Genomic DNA, 22875 nt, shown 5'->3' with positions numbered 1-22875 from the left:
TACGGGTTCTCGGTGGTCGCGGCGATGAGCGTGACCCAGCGGTTCTCCACGGCGGGGAGCAGGCTGTCCTGCTGGGCCTTCGAGAAGCGGTGGATCTCGTCGAGGAAGAGCACCGTCTCCTTGCCGGTGGTGCCGATGGTCCGCCGCGCGCCGTCGATGACCGCGCGGACCTCCTTGACGCCGGCGGTGATGGCGGAGAGCTCGACGAAGCGGCGGTCGGTGGCCTGGCTGATCACGTAGGCGAGCGTGGTCTTGCCCGTGCCGGGAGGACCCCAGAGGATCACCGACGACGTCGCGGCCGGGCCGCTCGTCGAGGCGACGAGGCGCCGCAACGGCGAACCGGGCTTGAGCAGGTGCTGCTGCCCGGCGACCTCCTCCAGCGAGCGCGGGCGCATCCGCACCGCGAGGGGCGCGCGGCCGGGCTCCTTGGCCTGGATCTCCTCGGCGGCGGCGGTGAACAGGTCTGGCTCCACAGCGTCGACCCTACCTGCGCGCACCGACAGCTCTCCGCATCCGGCACCCTGAAGTCATTTGCCTATAGTGTGTAGGAAGCGGCAGAATCACTGTAGGAAACCAGTGAGGGGAGCGGTCATGGCACGCGTGGGGCTGACCCGGGAACGACTGACCCGGGACGGGGCCGAGCTGGCCGACGAGCAGGGCTTCGACGCCGTGACCGTCTCGGCCGTGGCCAGGCGCTTCGACGTGAAGGCCGCCAGCCTCTACGCACACGTGAAGAGCACCGACGACCTGCGGACCGGGGTCGCCCTGCTCGCGCTGGAGGAGCTCGCGGACCGCGTCGCCGAGGCGATCGCGGGCCGGTCCGGGCGCGAGGCCCTGGCCGCCTTCGCCGCCGCCTACCGCGACTACGCCCGCGCGCACCCCGGCCGCTACGCCGCCGCACGCTTCCGGCTCGACCCGCAGACGGCCGCCGCCAGCGCCGGCGTACGGCACGCGCAGATGACCCGCGCCCTGCTGCGCGGCTACGACCTGGCCGAACCGGACCAGACGCACGCGGTGCGCATGCTCGGCGGCATGGTCCACGGCTTCGTCGAGCTGGAGGCGGCAGGCGGCTTCGCCCACACCGCCGTCGACCCGCAGGCGTCGTGGGACTGGACCGTCGACGCCCTCGACGCGATGCTCCGCGCCCGCGCCCACGCCGCCTGAGAGAGACCCTGAGAGTCGGAGTGCCATGATCACCACCCCCGTCACCGAGGAGCTGCTGCGCGGCCACCTCGACGTCGAGACCACCGCGCACGGCCTGCTGCCGCACCGGCTGCCCGCCTGGGCCCGGCGGCAGCTGCCGGACGCGCAGTTCGCCATGGTCGAGGCCCAGCCGTCCGGCGTCCGCCTCGCGTTCCGGACCGAGGCCACCGTCGTCGAGCTGGACACGCTCCCGACCAAGCGCGCCTACCCCGGCGTGCCGCCGCTGCCGGACGGCGTCTACGACCTGCTGGTCGACGGACGGCTCGCCGCGCAGACGACGGTGTCCGGCGGCCGCACGCTGGAGGTCGACATGACGACCGGCGCGTCCCGGCTGCACGAGGGCGCGCCCGGCACCGCACGCTTCTGCGACCTGCCGGTGGGCGGCAAGGACGTCGAGATCTGGCTGCCCCACAACGAGACCGCCGAGCTGCTCGTGCTGCGCACGGACGCGCCTGTCGAGCCGGCGGCGTCGAGCGGTCGCCGACGCTGGCTGCACCACGGCAGCTCCATCAGCCACGGCTCGAACGCCGCGAGCCCGACCACCATCTGGCCCGCCCTGGCCGCCGCAGCGGGCGGCGTCGAGCTGACCAACCTCGGCTTCGGCGGCAGCGCGATGCTCGACCCCTTCACCGCCCGCGCGATGCGCGACACCCCCGCCGACCTGATCAGCGTCAAGCTCGGCATCAACGTCGTCAACGCCGACGCGATGCGCCTGCGCGCCTTCGGCCCCGCCGTGCACGGCTTCCTCGACACGCTGCGCGAGGGGCACCCGGAGACGCCACTGCTGGTCGTGTCGCCCCTGCTCTGCCCGGTCCACGAGGACACCCCCGGCCCGCTCGCGCCCGATTTCGACGGCGGCACGCTGCGCTTCAAGGCCACCGGCGACCCGGCCGAGCGCGCCGCCGGACGACTGACCCTGACCGTGATCCGCGAGGTCCTGGCCACGATCGTGGCCGAGCGGGCCGCCGAGGACCCGCACCTGCACCACCTCGACGGCCGCACACTCTACGGGCAGGCCGAGTTCGACGCGTTCCCGCTGCCCGACGCGATCCACCCGGACGCGGCCGCGCACCGCCGCATCGCGGAGAACTTCGCCCGCCTCGTCTTCGGCCCGGACGGCCCGTTCGCGGACGGCCCGTTCGCGGCCGCCTGCTGACGGTCTACCGCCAGCGGTAGACCAGCTCCGGCCGCCCCACCTGGCCGTACTGGGGTTCGCGGCGGGCGCGGCCGGTCTCGACGAGGTGCTCCAGGTAGCGCCGGGCGGTGATCCGCGAGACGCCTGCCGCCGTGCCGACGGCCGCTGCCGACAGCCCGGCCTCCGCCTCCCGCAGGACGGTCGCGACCGCGTCGAGCGTCGGGGTGGTCAGGCCCTTGGGCAGCGTGGTGCCGCGCGCGGAGCGCAGTTCGGCGAAGGCCTGGTCCACCTCGTCCTGGCCGAGCGCCTCCCCCTCGCGGGAGAGGCTCGCACGGTAGCGCGCGTAGCGGGCGAGCCGGTCCTGCAGCATCGCGGCCGCGAAGGGTTTCAGCAGGTACTGGACCACGCCGATGGAGACCGCGCGCCGCACGGTCGCGAGGTCGCGCGCGGAGGTCACGGCGATGATGTCCGCCCCGTGGCCCGCGCTGCGGATCGCACGGACGAGGTCCAGGCCGTGCCCGTCGGGGAGGTACAGGTCGAGCAGGACCAGCGCGACCGGCGTGCCCTCGCGTCGCGCGCGATCCAGGAAGCGCAGGGCCTCGCCCGTGCTGTGGGCGACGCCCGCGCAGCGGAAGCCTTCCGCGCGGTCGACGTAGCTGCCGTGCGCCTCGGCGGCGACCGGGTCGTCCTCGACGACCAGCACGTCGATCATCGGCCCACCCCGCGTTGGAGGGGGACGCGCACGGTCAGCACCGCGCCGCGGCCGCCCCCGCCCCCGACCTCCACGTGCCCGCCGTTGCGCCGAGCCGTCTGCGCGACGAGCGCGAGGCCGATCCCTCTCCCCCGCGCCTGCTCCGGCTGCTTGGTCGACCAGCCGCGTTCGAAGATGCGGTCCACCGCGTCGGGGGCGATGCCGGGGCCGGTGTCGGCGACGCGCAGCAGCAGCTCCCGCGCGTCGGTGCGGGCGGTCACGGTGACCGTCGGCGGGCCCGGATGCCGCCCGGCACCCTCGATGGCGGCGTCGGTCGCGTTGTCGATGAGGTTGCCGAGGAGGGTCACCAGGTCGCGGGCACTCAGTCCCTCCGGCAGCGCGTCGTCGATCCGGCTCTCCTCGGTCAGCACCAGGTCGACGCCCCGCTCGGCGGCCTGCGCGGCCTTGCCGAGCAGCAGCGCGGCCAGCACCGGTTCGTTGACCGCTCCCACCACACGATCGGTGAGCTGCTGGGCGAGCTCCAGCTCGGCGGTGGCGAAGTCGACGGCCTGGCGGTGCCGCCCGGTCTCGATCAGCGACACGACCGCGTGCAGGCGGTTGGCGGACTCGTGCGCCTGCGCGCTCAGCGCCTCGGCGAAGCCGCGCACGGAGTCCAGCTCGCCGCTGAGGGCCTGGAGTTCGGTGTGGTCCCGGAGGGTGACGACGGTGCCGAGGTCGGGGCGCTCGCCGATGGGCGAGGTGTTGACCACCACGACGCGGTCGGCGGTCAGGTGCAGCTGGTCCCGGACCGGCTCGTCCCCCGCGACGGCTGCACGCAGCGGCGTGGGCAGGGCGAGCTCGGCGAACGGCCGCCCCTCGGCCGGACCGTCCAGGCCGAGGAGTTCACGGGCGGCGTCGTTGCACAGCACGACGGTGCCGGCGCGGTCGAGCAGCACCAGGCCCTCGCGCACGGAGTGCAGCGTCGCCTGGTGGTACTCGTAGAGGTGGCTGAGCTCGGCCGCGCCCATGCCGTGGGTGTGCCGGCGCAGCCGCCGGTTGGCGAGCCAGGTGCCGTACCCGCCGAGCGCGAGCGCCGCGGCCGCGACGGCGACCAGTGCGGTGATCGCGCCGCGCAGCTGCCCGCTGAGCTGCTGCACGGTGATCCCGACGCTCACCAGCGCCACGACCCTGCCGCTGGCGTCCCGCACCGGCGCGACCGCGCGCACGGACGGGCCGAGGGTGCCGGTGTAGGTCTCGGTGAAGGTGTGCCCGGCGAGGGCGGGACCGATGTGCCCGAGGAAGTGCCGACCGATCTCGGTCGGGTCCGGGTGGGTCCAGCGCACCCCGTGCGTGTCCATGATCGTGACGAAGTCGACCTGCGCGTCCCGGGTGACCCGCAGCGCGTAGGGCTGGAGCACGGCCGTCGGGTCCGGCTGCTGCGCGGCCTGCACGACGGTGGGCGCGTCGGCGACGGTGGTGGCCGTCGCGACCACCTGCTGCTCGGCCGCCTGCTCGGCGCGGTCGCTGGTCAGCACATACGCGAGCACGGCGCCGCCCGCGACGACGACGGCCACGATCAGCACCTGCACCACGAACAGCTGCCCCGCGAGGCTCCGCGCGACGCGGTGACGTCGGGAGCGGGCAGGCGTGGTGCGGGCAGGCATGTCGGCAAGTCTGCACGGTGGCCGCGCCCGTTGCGTAGGCGCGGGCCGTGAACGATATGAACGCAAGCGTGACGGCCGTCACCCGCGCCCGGATATTCGTCGGAACCGGTCCGCCACCCGAGGCCGGTGAGGACGACATCCGGCAAGGGAGCCGCCACCGTGAGCACCGTCAGAGCCGCACGCGAACCCACGCACTATCTGTACCTGGCCGTGATCGGCGCCGTCCTGCTCGGCATCGTGCTGGGCCTGGCCGCCCCCGGAGTCGCCGTGCAGCTGAAGCCGCTCGGCACGGGCTTCGTGAACCTGATCAAGATGATGATCAGCCCCGTCATCTTCACCACGATCGTGCTCGGCATCGGCTCGGTCTCCAAGGCCGCGAAGGTCGGCCGGGTCGGCGGCCTCGCGCTCGGCTACTTCCTGGTCATGTCGACGGTCGCGCTCGCCATCGGCCTCGTCGTCGGCAACGTGATCGACCCCGGCCACGGCCTGCACCTCACCCAGGCCCTGGCCAAGGCGGGCCACGCCCAGGCCGCGACCGGCGGCGCGGAGGGCACCTCGGACTTCCTGCTCGGCATCATCCCGACCACCCTGGTCTCCGCCCTCACCGGCGGCCAGGTGCTGCAGACGCTGCTGGTCGCTCTGCTCGTCGGCTTCGCCCTGCAGTCGATGGGGGCCTCGGGCGCGCCGGTCCTGCGGGGCGTGGAGCACCTGCAGAAGCTGGTCTTCCGCGTGCTCTCGATGATCATGTGGGCGGCTCCGGTGGGCGCGTTCGGAGCGATCGCGGCGGTCGTCGGCGCGACGGGGTGGGCGGCGCTGAAGTCGCTTCTGATGATCATGGTGGGCTTCTATGCGAGCTGCGCGATCTTCGTCGTGCTCGTGCTCGGCCTGATGCTGCGTCTGTTCGCGGGCGTCAACGTCTTCGCGCTGCTCCGCTACCTCGGCCGCGAGTTCCTGTTGATCCTCTCCACCTCGTCCAGCGAGAGCGCGCTGCCGCGCCTGATCGCCAAGATGGAGCATCTCGGCGTGAGTCGCCCGGTCGCGGGCATCACCGTCCCGGCGGGCTACAGCTTCAACCTGGACGGCACGGCGATCTACCTGACGATGTCCTCGCTCTTCATCGCCCAGGCGATGGACCGGCCGATGTCCCTCGGCCAGCAGATCTCGCTGCTGCTCTTCATGGTGATCGCCAGCAAGGGCGCCGCAGGTGTCACGGGCGCGGGCCTGGCCACCCTCGCGGGCGGCCTCCAGTCCCATCAGCCCGCGCTCGTCGACGGCGTCGGCCTGATCGTCGGCATCGACCGCTTCATGAGCGAGGCCCGCGCCCTGACCAACTTCGCCGGCAACGCCGTCGCCACGGTCCTGATCGGCCACTGGACCGGAGAGCTCGACCGCGACCGGATGCACCTGGTCCTCAGCGGTCGCCTCGCCTTCGACGAGTCCGCGGTGGAGGCGGCGCAGGACACCTCACCGGTCGTCCCGGCCCAGGCCCCGGCGACGGCCTAGCAGCCGTCCGGCCGATCTTGCGCTTGAGCAGGGCGCTCCTGCGCTTGAAGGGTGCGGGCTGGTTCAGTCGCAGATGACGCGCGAGGCAGCGGTCACGCCGGCGCAGAACGTCGGCGTTAATCCTTGGCGGCCTCACGTGGCTCTGCGCTAGCGTCCGCGAACGTGACCTCGAAGACGCATGATCATCCCGCCTGGACCGCGCCCTACCTCGCCAGGCTCGGCATCGACGGCCCGGAGTCCCTCGGCGCTCCGTCACTCGACACGCTGCGCAGGCTGCACCGCGCACACGTCGAGCTCGTCGCCTTCGAGAACTTCGACATCCAGCTCGGACGCCCGCAAGGCATCGACCCGGCCGAGTCCATAGCCCGTATCCTCGCTGGCCGGGGCGGCTACTGCTTCAACCTGAACAACGCCTTCCACGAGCTGCTGACTGTCCTCGGGTACGACGTCACCATGCACCGCGGCCAGATCAACGGCTCTGCCGCCACCGCCAAGGCGACCGCCGACGACTATTGCACGCACATGGCCCTCACCGTCGTGATCGACGGTGAGCGCTGGTCAGTCGACGTCGGCCTGGCCAACTCGCACCACGAGCCCATCCCGCTTCGGGAAGGCGTCCACGTCCAAGGCCCCTTCCGCTTCGAACTGCGGCCGCTGCCGGAGATCGGCCCGGACGCCTGGCGGTTCCTCACCGATCCGGAGCAGACGACCTTCCACAGCATGGACTTCACGCTGGCACCGGCTACCTGGGAGGACTTCCAGAACACCCATTCCGACATGTCGACCTCGCCGCGGTCTTCCTATGTCATGTGGTTCGAACTCTTCCGCCGCGACGCGGCCCGCGCCGAGTTCGTACTGGACGACGAGTACACGCGCGACGAGGGGGCCGGCCGGCGTTCGACCCGCATCCTCCAGTCCGCTGAGGAGCTGTTCGAGATCGCGACGCACGTGTTCCACCTGGACCTGTCGGACGTCGACGACGCGGACCGCACCGCCCTGTGGGAACGCATCCAGCGCGCGGGGGCGGAGTGGCGAGCGAAGCAGCAGTCGGCCAAGAACTAGGAGCTGTGCGGCGATCATGTGACTGGCTCGCTCCCGGCTCGTTGGTCCGGACATGGGGCGGGTTCAGCGTGGTGACTGTCGGATCGCGAGTGGGAACTCCTGCGGCCGTTCCTGCCGGTGAGTAACCGTCGTTGCGGGCGGTGGCGGGATCATCGGCAGGTGATCGACGGGATTCTGCACCGGGTGCGGACCGGGGTGCAGTGGCGTGACCTGCCGGAGCGGTTCGGACCGTGGAAGACGGTGTACGAGCGACACCGGTTTTTGGTCGGCGGACGGCGCCTGGGAGAACCTGTTGCAGCGGGTCCAGGCCGCCGCGGACGCGGCGGGTGACGTCGACTGGGACGTCTCGGTCGACTCGACCAGCGTGCGTGCTCATCAGCACGCGGCCGGCGCCCGCAAGGAGCCGCCACCCGCACTGCCGGGCCCAAAGGGGGACGAAGCGACGGGACACCAGGCCGAATCTCCGTGGCAGAGCCTCGTCGTCCGCTTGGTGGAGGTGGTGCAGGAGGTGAGGGACTGGGCCGCTCGCGGGGCGGCTTCACCAGCAAGGTCCACTTGACCGCCGACGGGCGTTGCCGCCCGCTGTCCCTTCCCATCACCGCAGGCCAGCGGGGCGACAGCCCCCAGTTCAGGCCTGTTCTGGAGAGGATCCGCGCCCCCCGCCTCGGACCGGGCAGGCCCCGCAAGAAGCCCGACAGCGTTGCTGCGGATCGGGCTTGCAGCAGCCGTCCCTGCCGCGAGTACCTGCGACGTCGCGGCATCTCACACACGATCGCGGAGAAGACGGACAGCCAGGCGGCCCGCCTGCTTAAAGGCTCGCTTTGACGAGGACCTGAAGCCGTTCACAGCACGAACGGCTGGTAGGCCAAAGCCTGGTCAACGATCTCGGCTGCTGTCGGCTCTTGCCCGTCCTTCGGCCAGAAGATCAGTCCAGCAACGTAGCCCGTCGGGCAGCCGAGCTCCCTGTCGAGCTCGTCCAGCACGCGCTGCATCTCGTCTTCGTCGTACTCAACATCCATGACGTTCTGCACCAGCGTGACCGCTGCCTCGTGCGTCATCTGCAACTGGACCCACCCTTCAAGTGCAGAAGCACCCTACTTAAGCGCAAGATCGGCCGGACAGCTCCTAGCCGGTCAGGCGGACGCCGCGGCGCCGTGGTCCTCCGCGGCGCCGTGCTCCTCCTCGACGCTGTGGGAGTCCGTCAGGCTGAGCGCACCACCGGCCGCGATCACGCCGACGACGACGGCCAGCAGGGCGTAGGTGATCCGCTCGCCGTGGAAGAACGACGCGACGAGGTCGGCGCTCCAGGCACCCTTCGGGAGCTGGGTGGTGACCAGCGCGGCGATCATGGTGCCGACCACGGCGGTGCCGACGCTGGAGCCGACCTCCTGGGCGGTGTCGTTGAGGGCCGCACCGATGGAGGTGCGGTTGCTCGGCATCGCGCCGACGAGGGCGACCGCGCAGATCGTCATCACGGTGCGCAGGCCGACGGTCATCAGCACCATGCAGACGGCGATGGCGGCATAGCCGTGGCCGACCGCCCAGGCCAGGCCCCCCAGCGCACCGGCCAGGCAGGCCGCGCCGATGAGACAGGCGACGCGGTGGCCGAAGCGGCGGGCGAGCCACTCGGACAGCGGCGTCGCGGCCAGCATCGTCACGATGATCGGCAGGTTGGCGAGGCCCGCCCGGACCGGACTCCAGCCGTAGGCGTACTGGAAGTGCAGGATCAGCCCGAACATCACGCTGGCCATGGCGATGGACGTGCCGACCTGCGCGATGGCCGCGCCGCGCACGGTGCCGTTCGAGAAGAGGCGAAGGTCCAGCATGGGCGCCGCACTGCGGCGCTCGTGGCGCACGAACCCGACCGCGGCCAGCACCGCGCCCACGATCGAGGCCAGGGTGAGCGCCGAGAGCCAGCCGTGCTCCACACCGCTGGTCAGCGCGTAGCAGGCGAGCCCGATGGCGGCGATGCTGAGCACCGCGCCCGGCAGGTCGAGCGCGTCCTTCGTCAGGCCCTCGGGTCGGTCGGCCGGGACACCCAGCCGGACGCCGACGCAGGCCAGCACGGCGATCGGTGCGTTGACGACCAGCAGCCACTGCCAGCTCACGTGGGCCAGCGCGGTACCGCCGAGCAGCGGGCCGAGGACGAAGCCGGACATGCCGACGACGATCATCACGGTCATGGCCCGCATCTGCAGGGCCTTGTCGTCGAACAGCCGGAAGACCAGCGAGTTCGTGATCGGCGCCATCGCCGCGGCGGCGACGCCGAGCGCGGCCCGCAGCGCGATCAACTCGCCCGCGGTCGTGACGAGGACGACGCAGAGGCTGAGCGAGCCGAAGACGGCCAGGCCGATCAGCAGCACGCGGCGCCGACCGAACCGGTCGGCCAGCGACCCCGCCGTGAGCAGCAGCCCGCCGAAGGTGAGCGAGTACGCGCCGGTGACCCACTGCAGGGCGGTCGTGCCGCCGCCCAGGTCGCGGCCGATGGTGGGGAGCGCGATCGACAGCAGCGTGTTGTCGACCATCTCGACGAAGAAGGCCAGGCAGAGTGCGGCCAGGGGTATCCACGCCGCGCGCAGCGACGCGTAGGTGTGGGCTTTCGGGCGTTGCAGTGTGGCGGTCGTCATGGCTGCCTCCTCGTCTGATCGAACGGCGTCCGAGTATCGAACAGCGTACGATGAAGTACGATAGAACACCGTTCGATGATGTGCAAACTCATGCTGCAAACCCGGAGGGAGCGCGAGCCATGGCGGCACGCCTGCAGAACCGTTCGACGCCGGGGCGTCGACGGGCCTCGCACTCGATGGAGTCCGTCCTCACGGAGGCGGTGGCCCTGCTCGACGAGGCCGGCGAGCCCGCGCTCACGTTCCGCGCCCTGGCCCAACGCCTGGGCGGCGGCGTCGCCAGCATCTACTGGTACGTCGCCAACAAGGACGAACTGCTCGACCTCGCCACCGACCACGTGATCGGCTCACTGCTGTCCGACGTCGAGGCGCTGCCGGGCAGCGACGACCCGATCGACGACCTGCGCACGATGGCCCTGGTCCTGTTCGACGCGATCGTGGCGCGGCCCTGGCTGGGCGCGTACTTCATGCGCAACACCAACGCGCAGAGCAACTCGCTCCGCCTCTACGAACGTCTCGGCGCGCAGACCCTCCGCCTGGACCTCACCGCCCGCCAGCGGTTCCACGCCGTTTCCGCGATCATCGGCGTGGTCGTCGGCTCCGCCGTCGACCTGGGCCAGGAGCCTCCCCAGGAGGTCCTCGACGGCAAGGTCGGCCGCGACGAGTACCTCGGCCGTGCCGTCCAGGCCTGGCGCGAGCTCGACCCCGCGGGGTACCCCTTCGTCCACGAGATCGTCGACGAGTTCGACGGCCACGACGACGCAGACCAGTTCCGCTCCGCCCTGGACCTGACCCTCGCCGGCCTCCGCCTGCAGGCCGGGAAAGCCGGGGCATGACGAAGAGCGGGGCCCTGCCGACGGCAGGGCCCCGCTCTTTCTGACGTGCTGTCTGTTACTTCTGCTCGGACTTCTCCGCCTGCTGCTCGGACTTCGGCTTCGCGTCGACGCCGGCCTCCTTGCGCTGCGCCGGCGTGATCGGCGTCGGCGCGCCGGTCAGCGGGTCGCCGCCGGTGGAGGTCTTCGGGAAGGCGATGACGTCCCGGATGGTGTCGTAGCCGCCCAGGAGGGTGACCAGACGGTCCAGGCCGAGCGCGATGCCGCCGTGCGGCGGCGGGCCGAAGTCGAAGGCGTTCAGCAGGAAGCCGAACTGCGACTGCGCCTCCTCCTGCGACAGGCCGATCGCGTCGAAGGCGCGCTTCTGCACATCCTTCTGGTGGATACGGATCGAGCCGCCGCCGATCTCCGAACCGTTGAGGACCAGGTCGTACGCGTTGGAGAGCGCGTTGCCCGGGTCGGTGTCGAAGGTCGCCATGGACTCGGCCGTCGGCGCGGTGAAGGGGTGGTGCACTGCGTGCCAGCCCTGGAACTCACCCTTGTCGTCCTCGATGGGCTCGAACATCGGGAAGTCGACGACCCAGAGGAAGGCCCACTTGGACTCGTCGATCAGGCCGCAGCGCTTGCCGATCTCCAGACGCGCCGCGCCCAGCAGCTCCTGCGAGGCGGTCTTCTTGCCGGCGGCGAAGAAGACACAGTCGCCCGGCTTGGCGCCGACCGCGTCGGCGAGGCCCGCGAGGTGCTCCTCGCTGAGGTTCTTGGCGACCGGGCCGCGCAGCTCGCCGGTCTCCTCGTCGATCAGGACGTAGGCCAGGCCGCGGGCGCCGCGCGCCTTGGCCCAGTCCTGCCAGGCGTCCAGCTGCTTGCGCGGCTGGGAGGCGCCACCGGGCATCACCACGGCGCCGACGTACGGGGCCTGGAAGACGCGGAACTCGGTGCCGGAGAAGTACTCGGTCAGCTCGGTCAGCTCGTTGTCGAAGCGGACGTCGGGCTTGTCGGAGCCGTAGCGGTTCATGGCGTCCGCGTAGGACATGCGCGGCAGCGGCAGCGGCACCTCGTAGCCGAGGACCTCGCCCCAGACGCGGGAGACGACCTGCTCGCCCAGCTGGAGGATGTCCTCCTGGTCGACGAAGGAGGCCTCGACGTCGAGCTGGGTGAACTCCGGCTGACGGTCGGCGCGGAAGTCCTCGTCACGGAAGCAGCGCGCGATCTGGTAGTAGCGCTCCATGCCGGCGACCATCAGCAGCTGCTTGAACAGCTGCGGCGACTGCGGCAGGGCGTACCAGTGGCCCGGCTGCAGGCGGACCGGCACCAGGAAGTCGCGGGCGCCTTCCGGGGTGGAGCGGGTGAGGTACGGCGTCTCGATGTCGAGGAAGCCGTTCTCCTCCATCACCGTGCGGATGATGTGGGTGGCGCGCGAGCGCAGGCGCAGCGCGCGGGCGGGGCCCTCGCGGCGCAGGTCGAGGTAGCGGTACCGGAGGCGGACCTCCTCGTTGACCGAACCCGGCTCGTACTCGGCGACCTGGAACGGCAGCGCGGCGGCCTCGGAGAGCACGGTCAGCTCGGAGACGACGACCTCGACCTGGCCGGTCGGGATGTCGGGGTTCTCGTTGCCCTCGGGACGGACCCGGACATCGCCGGTGATCTTGACGCACCACTCGGAGCGCAGCTCGCCCACGGCCTCCAGGTCGCGGAAGACGACCTGGACGGTTCCGGAGGAGTCCCGCACGTCGACGAAGGCCACGCCGCCGTGGTCGCGGCGGCGGGCGACCCAGCCGGCGAGGGTGACGGTGGTGCCGGCGTGCTCCGGGCGGAGCGTGCCGGCCTCGTGGGTGCGGATCACTGGAGCTTCTCCTTCAGGGTGGTGACGAGAGCGTCGAGGGCGACCGGGGTCTGGTCACCGGAGGTGAGGTCCTTCAACTGAACCACGCCGTCGGCGAGGTCCCGCTCACCGGCGACGACGGCGAAGCGCGCGCCGGAGCGGTCCGCGGCCTTGAAGCCGGCCTTGACGCCGCGGCCCCCGAAGAGCAGGTCGGCCGAGACGCCCGCGCGGCGCAGCCCGGTGACCAGGCCGAACAGCACGCGCCGGGCCTGCTCGCCCATCGGGACGGCGTAGACGTCGGTGGTGGCGGGGATGTCGAGGGTGATGCCCTCGGCCTCCAGCGCGAGCACGGTGCGGTCGACGCCCAGCGCCCAGCCGACGGACGGCAGCTCGGGGCCGCCGATCATCTCGGACAGGCCGTCGTAGCGACCGCCACCGCCCACCGCGGACTGCGCGCCGAGGCCGTCGTGGACGAACTCGAAGGTGGTGCGGGTGTAGTAGTCGAGGCCGCGGACCAGCTTCGGGTCGTCCTCGAAGGCGACACCGGCGGCGGTCAGCAGCTCGCGGACCTGCTCGTGGTAGGCCTTGCAGTCTTCGCAGAGGAAGTCGACGAGCATCGGCGCGCCGCCCAGCTGGTCCTGGACGGAGGCGCGCTTGTCGTCGAGCACGCGCAGCGGGTTGATCTCCGCGCGGCGCAGCGTCTCCTCGTCCAGGTCCAGGCCGCGCAGGTAGTTCTGCAGGGCCTCGCGGTAGACGGGACGGCACTGCTTGTCGCCGAGGCTGTTCAGCAGGATGCGGAAGTTGCGCAGGCCCAGCGAGCGGTAGGCGTCGTCGGCCAGGATGATCAGCTCGGCGTCCAGCGCCGGGTCCTCCGCGCCGATCGCCTCCGCGCCGACCTGCCAGAACTGGCGGTAGCGGCCCTTCTGCGGGCGCTCGTAGCGGTACTGGGCGCCGCTGTACCAGAGCTTGACCGGCAGGTTGCCGGTCCGGTGCAGGTTGGCCTCCAGCGTGGCGCGCAGCACCGAGGCGGTGGCCTCCGGGCGCAGCGCGAGCCGCTGGCTCTCCTCGCTGCGCGTGGCGATGGTGAACATCTCCTTCGTCACGATGTCGGTGGACTCACCGACACCGCGCGAGAAGAGGTTGACGTCCTCGAAGACCGGTGTCTCGACGTAGCCGTAGCCGGCCCGGCGCAGCGGCGCGGCCAGCGCCTCGCGCACGGCGAGCACGGTGCCGGCGGTGGTCGGGAGGATGTCGTAGGTGCCCCGGGGGGCCTGGAAAGCCTGGGAAGTACTGCTCACGTCTCGTCTCTTCTACAGTCCGCGGCGCTGGGCGCCGGTCGGCGCGGCGCTGCCGGCGACCTGGAGCAGGTACGGGTTGGCGACGCGCTCGCGACCGATGGTGGTCTGGGGGCCGTGTCCGGAGAGGACCACGGTCTCGTCCGGCAGCGGCAGGCACACGCGGGCCAGCGACTGCAGGAGGGCGTCGTGGTTGCCCCCGGGGAGATCGGTGCGTCCGACGGAGCCGGCGAAGAGCAGGTCGCCCGAGAACAGCACCGGAGGCAGCTCCGGCGCGGCAGGCGTCCTGAACGTCACCGACCCCCCGGTATGGCCGGGCGCGTGGTCGACCGTGAGGGTCAGCCCCGCCAGCTCCAGCACGCTGCCGTCGGTCAGCACCCGGACGTCGTCCGGCTCGCCGACGGTGATCTCGCCCATCAGCTGCGCGCCGAAGGAGCGGCCGAGGGCCTTCTCCGGATCGGACAGCATGTAGCGGTCCTCGGGATGGATCCACGCCGGGATGCCGCGCGCGCCGCAGACGGGGACGACCGAGGCGACGTGGTCGATGTGCCCGTGGGTCAGCACCACCGCGACCGGCTTGAGCCCGTGCTCGCGCACCGCCTCCTCGACCCCGGCGGCCGCCTCGTGGCCCGGGTCGACGATGACGCACTCCTCGCCGGCGGCGGGGGCCACGAGGTAGCAGTTGGTGCCCCAGGCTCCAGCGGGAAAGCCGGCGATGAACACGTGGGTCGGTCCCCTGTCCGGGTCGGATGATGGCTGCGGATGCTGCCAGCAGCGTACCGGCGGTAGGGGACGGATCGCGAACCGTATCCGACCGTGCCCACCGCCCTGTCGGCGGCTTTCACCGCGCGTTTACAGAATTGCTCCCTACACTGGGCCGCCGTCGGGTGGAAAGATCCTCGCGACAGGTGTGCACGACACAGAACGACGACTTTCACGGCAGGAGTGTGGGCGGTGGCCCCCAACGACACGCAGAGGCCCCGGGATCTCCCCAAGGACCCCGAGAAGCGCCGCCGCGAGCTGCAGCGCAGGAAGCTGGAGCGCCAGGCCGCGATCCGGGCCCAGAAGGTCGCGGAGAACCGCAAGCGCACCGCGATCATCGGCGCAAGCGTCATCGCCGTCGCGGCCGTCGTCATCGGCACCGTCGCCTTCTGGCCGTCGAGCAAGCCGAAGCCCGCCGCCTCGGCATCCACGGACACCGCGAGCAGCACGCCCTCGGCCGCGCCCAGCAGCACGGCCGCGAAGGCCACCTACACGATCACGCCGAAGAAGAACGCCGCCAGCTGGAAGACCGAGCCGGCGATGACGATCGACACGTCCGGCAACTACACCGCGAAGATCAACTTCGGTCAGGGTGCGGTCGACATCAAGCTGGACGCCAAGGACGCGCCGCACACGGTGAACTCCTTCGTGTTCCTCGCCAACCAGCACTTCTTCGACGGCATCTACTGCCACCGCCTCACCACCCAGGGCCTCTACGTCCTGCAGTGCGGCGACCCGACCGGCACCGGCTCCGGCGGCCCGGGCTACCAGTTCAAGGACGAGAACCTGAGCTCCCCGACGCTCAAGGGCGGCAACTACCCGGCCGGTACCGTCGCGATGGCGAACTCCGGCGCGAACACCAACGGCTCGCAGTTCTTCCTCGTCTACAAGGACAGCCCGCTCCCGGCCAACTACACCCCGTTCGGCACCATCACCGGCGGCCTCGACGTGCTCAACGCGATCGCGGCCAAGGGCGAGAACGACGCCAACGGCCCCGGCGACGGCATGCCGATCAATCCGGTCATCATGAACACGGTCACCGCGGCCAAGAACTGAACGCGGTAGGTAGCGGTACGTAGCAGTACGCCACGGGCGGGCGGCGCAGCCAAATCAACCTCGCGGGGATACGGACAGCGCCCCTGCCCGTCGCCTATGTTGGCGTCTTGTAGGGTGCGCATCTGCGCCACCCGGCGGCGCGGAGAGCAAACCGGCCGGGCAATCGAACGTGGAAGGCGGCCGCACCGCCTGGAGCAGGACGGCGGCCGCCATATGGAGGAGGCGCTGTGACCAGCGACCCGTGGGGCCGTGTCGACGACGAGGGGACCGTCTACGTGCGGACGGCCGACGGCGAGCGCGTCGTCGGTTCGTGGCAGGCAGGCTCCCCCGAGGAGGCACTTGCCTACTTCACGCGCAAGTACGAGGGCATCGCCGTGGAGATCGGCCTGCTGGAGCGCCGCGTGCGCACCACGGACCTCGCCGCGAAGGACGCCCAGACGGCCATCGAACACCTGCAGGCGCAGGTCGACGAGGGCCACGCGGTCGGAGACCTGGACGCGCTGGCCCAGCGCCTCAAGGCGCTGACCTCCGAGGTCGAGTCACGCCGCGAGGAGAAGAAGGCCGCCCGCGCGAAGGTCCAGGAGGAGGCGCGCGCCGCCAAGGAAGCGCTGGTCACCGAGGCCGAGCAGCTGGTCGAGTCCACCCAGTGGCGGGAGGCGGGCGACCGCCTGCGCGCCCTGGTGGACACCTGGAAGGGCCTCCCCCGCCTGGACCGCAAGTCCGACGACGAGCTCTGGCACCGCTTCTCGCACGCCCGCTCCGCCTTCTCCAAGCGCCGCAAGTCGCACTTCGCGCAGCTGGACCAGCAGCGCGAGGAGGCCCGCCTGAAGAAGGAGAAGCTGGTCGTCGAGGCCGAGTCGCTGGCCGACTCGACCGACTGGGCCGACACGGCCGCCCGTTACCGCGAGCTGATGGCTGAGTGGAAGGCTGCGGGCCGCGCCCAGCGCGAGGCCGAGGACGAGCTGTGGACCCGCTTCCGCGGCGCCCAGGACGTCTTCTTCCAGGCCCGCTCGGCCGTCTTCGACGAGCGCGACGCCGACGAGCGGGAGAACCAGCACGCCAAGGAGGCCCTGCTGGTCGAGGCCGAGGCGCTGCTGCCGATCTCCGACCTGAAGGTCGCGAAGAACCACTACCGCGACATCGCGGAGCGCTGGGAGGCCATCGGCCATGTCCCGCGCGACGCCCGTCCCCGCCTGGAGTCGCGCCTGCGCCACGTCGAGCAGGCCATCCGCGAGGCGGAGGAGGCCGAGTGGCAGCGCAGCAACCCTGAGGCGCGGGCGCGCGCCGCGGGCATGACGGGGCTGCTGCAGGCGGCGGTGGAGAAGCTGGAGAAGCAGATCGCCGCGGCCGAGGCGAAGGGCGACTCCCGTCAGGTGGCCAAGCTGCAGTCCGAGCTGGACGGCCGCCGCGAGCTGCTGGCGCAGGCCCAGAAGGGCCTGGAGGAGTTCAGCGGCTGACGCTTTCGCTCCCGCAGGTAGCTGCACGATCCAGGGGCGCGAGGAACTGCGCGAGCGACCACCCAGTACGGATGGCCCCGCTCGATCGGCAGGTCCTCGCGCCCCTGAGGTTTCTGCACCTACATCCTGTACCCGAACAGTTTGAGGCGGGACATGATGTCCCCCGGGTCCCGCTTCAGGCGCTTCGCTGCATCACGGACGTGTGGGGGCGGGACGCGGTCACCGGGGGTGAGCCAGGGGGCTTCGCCGTCGAGCCAGCGACTGAGCAGGGTGCGGTCGTCCGGTTCCACCGCCGAGTCCGGCGGAGCGTCCGGGATGCGGTAGCCCAGCGCGAACAAGCGGCCCGCCACGTCGGCGGGTGTCCTGCCCGTCGCGACCGCCGCGCGCAGCACATGCTCCACCGACACCCGCTGTCCCCGGGACAGCCAGTCCGGCCACCCGTTCAGCCTCCGGCTGACCAGGACGTCGTCCCCCGGCAGGACCTCGCACGGCCCCACCTCCGCCACCCGGTAACCGAGCGTGGTCAACCGCCCGGCCACGGCCGCCGGCGACCTCGACACCACCGCGGCCGCCGCCAGCACGTGGCCCACCGGGACCTTCAGGTCGCAATCGAGCCACATCGTCGCGCCGTTCAGCAACCGACTCATCGCGACCGCGTCACCGGGTTCCACCGCCGAGTCCGGCGGAGCGTCCGGCACCTGGTAGCCCAACGCGCACAGCCGGAGCGTCACGTCGGCAGGCGTCCTGCCCGTCACGACCGCCGCGCGCAGCACATGGTCCACCGGCACCGGCCGTGTCCGCGACAGCCAGTCCGGCCAGGCGTTCACCCTCCGGCTGACCAGCACCTCATCCCCGGGCAGGACCTCCCACGGTCCTGCCTCCTCGACCCGGTAGCCCAGCGTCGTCAACCGCTCAGCCACCGCGACCGGTGACCGCGACAACACCGCGGCCGCCGCCAGCACATGCCCGACCGGGACCTTGCGGTCCCGAGCGAGCCACATGGTCGCGCCCTTCAGCGCCCGACTCATCAGGACCGCGTCACCGGGCTCCACCGCCGAGTCCGGCGGAGCGTCCGGCACCTGGTAGCCCAACGCGCACAGCCGGAGCGTCACCTGAGCCGGCGTCATCCCCGTGACCACCGCGGCCCGCAGCACGTGCTGCACCGCAACCGGCTCGTCGGTCCGCAGCCATTCCGGCCAGCCGTTCAGCTCGCGGCTGACCAGGATGTCGTCGTTCGGCAGCACCCGACGCGGCAACGGGCCGGTCTCGACGTCGTGGCCGAGACGGGAGAGGCGTTCGACGACCTCGGCCGGCGTGGTGCGCGCCTTCAGCGCCGCAGCCAGGACGTGTCCGCGCGGGACCTGGCGGTCCAGGTCCAGCCACCGGTCCGCGCCGTTCAGCAGCCGGCTGCGGATGACCTTGTCCTGCTCCGGGGTCACCGTGACTTCGCCGACGTCACCCGGTAGACGTCGTAGACACCCTCGACGCCGCGGACCGCCTTCAGCACGTGTCCGAGGTGCTTCGGGTCGCCCATCTCGAAGGTGAAGCGGCTCATCGCCACCCGGTCGCGCGAGGTCTGCACCGCCGCCGACAGGATGTTGACGTGCTGGTCCGACAGCACCCGCGTCACGTCGGACAGCAGACGCGAGCGGTCCAGCGCCTCGACCTGGATCGCGACGAGGAAGACCGACGACTGCGTCGGCGCCCACTCGACCTCGACCATGCGCTCCTGCTGTTGCGCGAGCGAGTCGACGTTGACGCAGTCCGTGCGGTGCACGGAGATTCCGTTGCCGCGGGTGATGAAGCCGACGATCGGGTCGCCGGGCACCGGCGTGCAGCAGCGCGACAGCTTGACCCACACGTCGGCGACGCCCTTGACCACCACACCCGGGTCCTGCGTCGCACGCCGCTGACGGCGGTTGCGGGTCGGGGACGGAGTGGTCAGCTCCTCGATGTCCTCGGTCGCGCCGTCCTCGCCGCCGAGCGACTGGACGAGCTTCTGGACGATCGTCTGCGCCGCGACGTGGCCCTCGCCGATCGCCGCGTAGAGGGAGGAGATGTCCGGGTAGCGCATCTCGTGCGCGAGGGTGACCAGGGAGTCGCCGGTGAGGATGCGCTGCAGCGGCAGGCCCTGCTTGCGCATGGCCCGCGTGATCGCGTCCTTGCCCTGCTCGATGGCCTCCTCGCGGCGCTCCTTGGAGAACCACGCGCGGATCTTGTTGCGGGCCCGCGGCGACTTGACGAAGGAGAGCCAGTCGCGGGAGGGGCCGGCGTTCTCGGCCTTGGAGGTGAAGACCTCGACCGTGTCGCCGTTCTCGAGGGTGGACTCCAGCGGCACCAGGCGGCCGTTGACCCGCGCCCCTATGGTCCGGTGGCCGACCTCGGTGTGGACCGCGTAGGAGAAGTCCACCGGGGTGGCCCCGGCGGGCAGCGCTATGACGTCGCCCTTGGGCGTGAAGACGAAGACCTCGTTGTTGGAGAGGTCGAACCGCAGCGACTCCAGGAACTCGCTCGGGTCCTCGGTCTCCTTCTGCCAGTCCAGCAGCTGTCGCAGCCAGGCCATCTCGTTGACGGTCTCGCCCTGGCCGGCGGGGGTGTCGGTGCGGATCTTGGAGGCGCCGGCAACGGCCTGCTGCTTGTACTTCCAGTGCGCGGCGATGCCGTACTCGGCGCGGCGGTGCATGTCGAAGGTGCGGATCTGCAGCTCGACCGGCTTGCCCTCGGGCCCGATGACCGTCGTGTGCAGCGACTGGTACATGTTGAACTTGGGCATGGCGATGTAGTCCTTGAACCGCCCCGGCACCGGGTTCCACCGCGCGTGGATGGTGCCCAGCGCCGCGTAGCAGTCGCGGACCGAGTCGACGAGGACGCGCACACCCACCAGGTCGTAGATGTCGGCGAAGTCGCGGCCGCGCACGATCATCTTCTGGTAGACGCTGTAGTAGTGCTTCGGGCGGCCCTTGACCTCGGCCTTGATGCGGGCCGTCTTGAGGTCGTCGGTGACCTGCTCCAGCACCGTGCCGAGGTACTCGTCGCGCTTGGGCGCGCGCTCGGCGACCAGGCGGACGATCTCGTCGTACATCTTGGGGTAGAGGATCGCGAAGGCGAGGTCCTCCAGCTCCCACTTGATGGTGTTCATGCCCAGCCGGTGCGCCAGCGGGGCGTAGATCTCGAGGGTCTCGCGGGCCTTCTTCTCCTGCTTCTCCCGCTTGAGGTAGCGCATGGTGCGCATGTTGTGCAGGCGGTCGGCCAGCTTGATGACCAGGACGCGCGGGTCCTTGGCCATGGCGACGACCATCTTGCGCACCGTCTCGGCCTGCGCGGCCTCGCCGAACTTGACCTTGTCCAGCTTGGTGACGCCGTCGACCAGCATGGCGACGACGTCGCCGAAGTCGCGGCGGAGCTGGTCCAGCCCGTAGTCGGTGTCCTCGACGGTGTCGTGCAGCAGGCCCGCCATCAGCGTGGGGGCGTCCATGCCGAGCTCGGCGAGGATCGTCGCGACCGCGAGCGGGTGGGTGATGTACGGGTCACCGCTCTTGCGCTTCTGGCCGCGGTGCCACTTCTCCGCGATCTCGTAGGCGCGCTCCAGCTGGTGCAGGTCTGCCTTGGGATAGTTGATGCGCACTATCCGGAACAGCGGTTCGAGCACCGGGTTGAAGGTGCTGCTGCGCTGGCCGCCGAGGCGGGCGAGGCGGGCACGGACCCGGGAGGGCGAGGGCGCGCCCGATCGCGGCGCGACGGCGGGGGCGCCGGCGGCGGCGGCCTGGAACGTGGCAGGTACAGCGGGGGGCGTGGGCTTCGGCGCGGCGGGGGCCGGCTTCGGGCGCTCCTCCTGCGTTCCGGGGGCTGTGGGCACGACCTCTTCGGGCAACTGCACTCCTCGGGAGCGAGACCGGAATCTCAATGGTACCGAGCGTTACTACTGCCCGCGCTCACGGGCCTTCCCGCGGAACCACCAGGGGCGCGGGGAACCGCGCGACAAGCCACTGACGGGCAGACGGTCCCCGACGCGCAGGGCCATCCGCTCAGAGTGGTTGCTCGCGCAGTTCCCCGCGCCCCTGGAGGGTGCAACGTCTCTCAGATGGAAATGACGGTCTCCAGCGGAGCGTCGCCCAGCAGAGGTGCCAGGCGCGCCCTTCCGTCGAGGAAGCCCAGCTCCATCAGGACCTCGACGCCCGCCAGCTCCGCTCCCGCTCGCGCGATGAGCGACAGCGCCGCCTCGACCGTCCCGCCGGTCGCCAGGACGTCGTCGACGACGAGGACCCGCTCCCCCGGGAGGAACGCGTCCGTCTGGACCTCGATGACCGCGGAGCCGTACTCGAGGTCGTAGGCCTCCCGGTAGCAGTCGCCCGGAAGCTTGCCCTCCTTGCGGACGGGCACGAAGCCCGCTCCGGCGGCGTACGCCGCCGGAGCGGCGAGGATGAAGCCGCGCGCCTCCAGACCGACGATCTTGGAGGCGCCCAGCGCCTTGGCGCGCGCCGCGAGGTGGTCGACCAGCGCGGCGAACGCCTCGGCGTCGGCGAGCAGCGGTGCAATGTCCTTGAAGACCACGCCGGGCTTCGGGTAGTCCGGGACGTCGCGGATCTTGGCGGCCAGCAGGCCGGCCAGGTCGGTGCTGCTCATGCGGTGCGGTTCTCCTCGAGGGGTGTCAGCGACGCCCGCCGGAGGACCGGCGCTCGTTGCGGGTGCGGTTGACGGGCTGGTTGCGCGGGCCGCCGGTCGGCGCCGGGACGGTGACCTCCTGCGGGACCTCGTCCTCCAGCGTGCGACCCTCGGCCGCCGCCTTGGCCTCGGCCGCGCGGCGCTGCTTCACCTTGCGGGCCAGCTCCATGTACTCCGGACGCTTCTCCTGGAGCCAGGCGACCATCGGGGTGGCCACACAGATCGAGGAGTAGGCACCGGCGGTCAGACCGATGAACAGCGCCAGCGAGATGTCGTTGAGGACACCCGCGCCGAGCAGGCCGCCACCGATGAACAGCAGCGCGGCGACCGGCAGCAGGGCCAGCACCGAGGTGTTGATCGAGCGGACCAGGGTGCTGTTCAGCGAGGCGTTGGCGGCGTCGCTGTAGGTCATCTTGTTCTGCTTGGTGAGCTTGTTCGTCGCCGCCTTGAGACCGTCGAAGACGACGACGGTGTCGTAGAGCGAGTACCCGAGGATCGTCAGGAAGCCGATGACCGTGCCCGAGGTGACCTCGAAGCCGACCAGGGCGTAGACGCCGACGGTGATCACCAGGTCGTGCAGCAGCGCGACCAGCGCGCCGACCGCGAGCCGCCACTCGAAGGCGAAGGCGAGGTAGGCGGTCACCAGCACCATGAAGGCGATCAGACCGTAGAGGGCCTTCTGGCTGATGTCGTGGCCCCAGCTGGCGCTGAGCGACTGCGTCGAGATCTGGTTCTGCGACAGACCCAGGGACTGCGTCAGCGCAGCCTGACCCTTGGTCGGGTCGACCTTCTCGGCCGAGCTGATCTGGATCAGGATCTGCTGGCCGTTGCTGCTGCTCGCCGTCTGCACCAGCGAGGAGCTGTCGCCCGTCAGGTCGTTCGCGGCCTTCTGCGCCTGGGAGACGGTGACCCCGGGCTTGGTGATCGTGTAGATGTCACCGCCCTTGAACTCGATACCGAGGTTCAGGCCACGGACCGTGAGGCCGAAGATCGCGGCGACCAGGATGACGCCCGAGATGATCGTCCACAGCCTGCGCCGTCCGACGAAGTCGAAGCTGACCTCGCCGGTGTAGAGGCGGTGGCCGATATTGCCGAAGCGAGACATC

Annotated in this window: 19 protein-coding genes and 1 pseudogene; 8 read left to right on the top strand and 12 right to left on the bottom strand. The window is 71.2% G+C overall.

From position 1 onward, the window contains the following. Nucleotides 1-473: AAA family ATPase (locus BMY61_RS39540; RefSeq protein WP_143094746.1), on the bottom strand; the 473-nt coding region annotated here is incomplete at its 3' end. Nucleotides 474-591: 118 nt separating this feature from the next. On the opposite strand from BMY61_RS39540, the gene BMY61_RS39535 reads away from it, so the two are divergent. Continuing rightward, a complete protein-coding gene (locus BMY61_RS39535; RefSeq protein WP_042453087.1) occupies nt 592-1164 on the top strand; it encodes a TetR/AcrR family transcriptional regulator in 573 nt (190 codons plus the stop codon). Between the two features lie 25 nt (nt 1165-1189). After that, nucleotides 1190-2359 (top strand): GDSL-type esterase/lipase family protein, encoded by a 1170-nt coding sequence (locus tag BMY61_RS39530; protein WP_042453085.1) that lies wholly within the window; start codon nt 1190-1192, stop codon nt 2357-2359. A 4-nt stretch (nt 2360-2363) separates the two neighbouring features. Here the strand turns inward: BMY61_RS39530 and BMY61_RS39525 are convergent, their stop codons facing one another. Continuing rightward, complete coding sequence (locus BMY61_RS39525; protein WP_042453083.1) at nt 2364-3050, bottom strand: response regulator; 687 nt, start codon at nt 3048-3050, stop codon at nt 2364-2366. Further along, complete coding sequence (locus tag BMY61_RS39520; RefSeq protein ID WP_042453080.1) at nt 3047-4693, bottom strand: ATP-binding protein; 1647 nt, start codon at nt 4691-4693, stop codon at nt 3047-3049. Before BMY61_RS39520 ends, BMY61_RS39525 begins: the two co-directional genes overlap by 4 nt. Before the next feature lie 159 nt (nt 4694-4852). Between BMY61_RS39520 and BMY61_RS39515 the strand changes: the two genes are divergently transcribed. The 3 genes and pseudogenes from BMY61_RS39515 to BMY61_RS48155 form a co-directional block, all read left to right on the top strand. After that, on the top strand, nt 4853-6196 hold the full coding sequence (locus BMY61_RS39515; RefSeq protein WP_042453077.1) for a cation:dicarboxylate symporter family transporter: 1344 nt from the start codon (nt 4853-4855) through the stop codon (nt 6194-6196). Between the two features lie 162 nt (nt 6197-6358). Further along, nucleotides 6359-7258 carry an arylamine N-acetyltransferase family protein gene (locus BMY61_RS39510; RefSeq protein WP_042453073.1) on the top strand — a complete coding sequence of 300 codons (900 nt, stop codon included), beginning with the start codon at nt 6359-6361 and terminating at the stop codon, nt 7256-7258. A gap of 75 nt (nt 7259-7333) precedes the next feature. Next, nucleotides 7334-8074: pseudogene (locus BMY61_RS48155) on the top strand (IS5 family transposase); the annotation flags it as partial. A gap of 26 nt (nt 8075-8100) precedes the next feature. On the opposite strand, the gene BMY61_RS39495 reads toward BMY61_RS48155, so the two are convergent. Beyond that, nucleotides 8101-8316 carry a hypothetical protein gene (locus BMY61_RS39495; RefSeq protein WP_042453070.1) on the bottom strand — a complete coding sequence of 72 codons (216 nt, stop codon included), beginning with the start codon at nt 8314-8316 and terminating at the stop codon, nt 8101-8103. 75 nt (nt 8317-8391) lie between these two features. Further along, nucleotides 8392-9885: an MFS transporter gene (locus BMY61_RS39490; RefSeq protein WP_042453067.1), complete on the bottom strand. Its 1494-nt coding sequence runs from the start codon at nt 9883-9885 to the stop codon at nt 8392-8394. A gap of 176 nt (nt 9886-10061) precedes the next feature. Between BMY61_RS39490 and BMY61_RS39485 the strand changes: the two genes are divergently transcribed. Then, nucleotides 10062-10718, top strand: coding sequence for a TetR/AcrR family transcriptional regulator (locus BMY61_RS39485; protein ID WP_042453262.1), 657 nt, complete (start codon nt 10062-10064; stop codon nt 10716-10718). Nucleotides 10719-10773: 55 nt separating this feature from the next. On the opposite strand, the gene aspS is transcribed toward BMY61_RS39485, so the two are convergent. From aspS to BMY61_RS39470, 3 genes are read right to left on the bottom strand one after another with little or no spacing between them, the layout of a single operon-like run. Next, the gene (gene aspS / locus BMY61_RS39480) at nt 10774-12558 is read right to left on the bottom strand and encodes an aspartate--tRNA ligase (protein WP_042453064.1); all 1785 of its coding nucleotides are present in this window, start codon (nt 12556-12558) and stop codon (nt 10774-10776) included. After that, nucleotides 12555-13835, bottom strand: a complete 1281-nt coding sequence (gene hisS, locus BMY61_RS39475) for a histidine--tRNA ligase (protein WP_042453061.1) — start codon at nt 13833-13835, stop codon at nt 12555-12557. Before hisS ends, aspS begins: the two co-directional genes overlap by 4 nt. A 12-nt stretch (nt 13836-13847) precedes the next feature. Continuing rightward, entirely contained in the window at nt 13848-14555 is a 708-nt protein-coding gene (locus BMY61_RS39470) for an MBL fold metallo-hydrolase (RefSeq protein ID WP_042453058.1), read from the bottom strand. 231 nt (nt 14556-14786) lie between these two features. On the opposite strand from BMY61_RS39470, the gene BMY61_RS39465 reads away from it, so the two are divergent. Together BMY61_RS39465 and BMY61_RS39460 are read left to right on the top strand one after the other, a co-directional pair. After that, a complete protein-coding gene (locus BMY61_RS39465) occupies nt 14787-15650 on the top strand; it encodes a peptidylprolyl isomerase (RefSeq protein WP_042453056.1) in 864 nt (287 codons plus the stop codon). Between the two features lie 227 nt (nt 15651-15877). Then, a complete protein-coding gene (locus BMY61_RS39460; RefSeq protein ID WP_042453053.1) occupies nt 15878-17107 on the top strand; it encodes a DUF349 domain-containing protein in 1230 nt (409 codons plus the stop codon). 119 nt (nt 17108-17226) lie between these two features. Here the strand turns inward: BMY61_RS39460 and BMY61_RS39455 are convergent, their stop codons facing one another. From BMY61_RS39455 to secF, 4 genes are all read right to left on the bottom strand, one after another. After that, nucleotides 17227-18546 carry a wHTH domain-containing protein gene (locus BMY61_RS39455; protein ID WP_042453050.1) on the bottom strand — a complete coding sequence of 440 codons (1320 nt, stop codon included), beginning with the start codon at nt 18544-18546 and terminating at the stop codon, nt 17227-17229. Further along, nucleotides 18543-20984, bottom strand: a complete 2442-nt coding sequence (locus BMY61_RS39450) for a RelA/SpoT family protein (RefSeq protein ID WP_082015304.1) — start codon at nt 20982-20984, stop codon at nt 18543-18545. Before BMY61_RS39450 ends, BMY61_RS39455 begins: the two co-directional genes overlap by 4 nt. A 200-nt stretch (nt 20985-21184) precedes the next feature. Beyond that, complete coding sequence (locus tag BMY61_RS39445) at nt 21185-21730, bottom strand: adenine phosphoribosyltransferase (RefSeq protein ID WP_042453044.1); 546 nt, start codon at nt 21728-21730, stop codon at nt 21185-21187. 25 nt (nt 21731-21755) lie between these two features. After that, a complete protein-coding gene (gene secF / locus BMY61_RS39440) occupies nt 21756-22874 on the bottom strand; it encodes a protein translocase subunit SecF (protein ID WP_042453040.1) in 1119 nt (372 codons plus the stop codon). Nucleotide 22875 lies beyond the last annotated feature (1 nt).

This window comes from Streptacidiphilus jiangxiensis (assembly GCF_900109465.1).
GTDB classification, from domain to species: domain Bacteria; phylum Actinomycetota; class Actinomycetes; order Streptomycetales; family Streptomycetaceae; genus Streptacidiphilus; species Streptacidiphilus jiangxiensis.
Note: the sequence above shows the minus strand (reverse complement) of the source record. Positions and strands in the feature narration are given on the sequence as shown.

Coding starts and splice junctions, on each gene's coding strand:
- secF (WP_042453040.1), bottom strand. CDS start 22,874: ATGTCTCGCTTCGGCAATATCGGCCACCGCCTCTACACCGGCGAGGTC.
- BMY61_RS39495 (WP_042453070.1), bottom strand. CDS start 8,316: ATGACGCACGAGGCAGCGGTCACGCTGGTGCAGAACGTCATGGATGTT.
- BMY61_RS39530 (WP_042453085.1), top strand. CDS start 1,190: ATGATCACCACCCCCGTCACCGAGGAGCTGCTGCGCGGCCACCTCGAC.
- BMY61_RS39445 (WP_042453044.1), bottom strand. CDS start 21,730: ATGAGCAGCACCGACCTGGCCGGCCTGCTGGCCGCCAAGATCCGCGAC.
- BMY61_RS39525 (WP_042453083.1), bottom strand. CDS start 3,050: ATGATCGACGTGCTGGTCGTCGAGGACGACCCGGTCGCCGCCGAGGCG.
- BMY61_RS39535 (WP_042453087.1), top strand. CDS start 592: ATGGCACGCGTGGGGCTGACCCGGGAACGACTGACCCGGGACGGGGCC.
- BMY61_RS39490 (WP_042453067.1), bottom strand. CDS start 9,885: ATGACGACCGCCACACTGCAACGCCCGAAAGCCCACACCTACGCGTCG.
- BMY61_RS39485 (WP_042453262.1), top strand. CDS start 10,062: ATGGAGTCCGTCCTCACGGAGGCGGTGGCCCTGCTCGACGAGGCCGGC.
- BMY61_RS39520 (WP_042453080.1), bottom strand. CDS start 4,693: ATGCCTGCCCGCACCACGCCTGCCCGCTCCCGACGTCACCGCGTCGCG.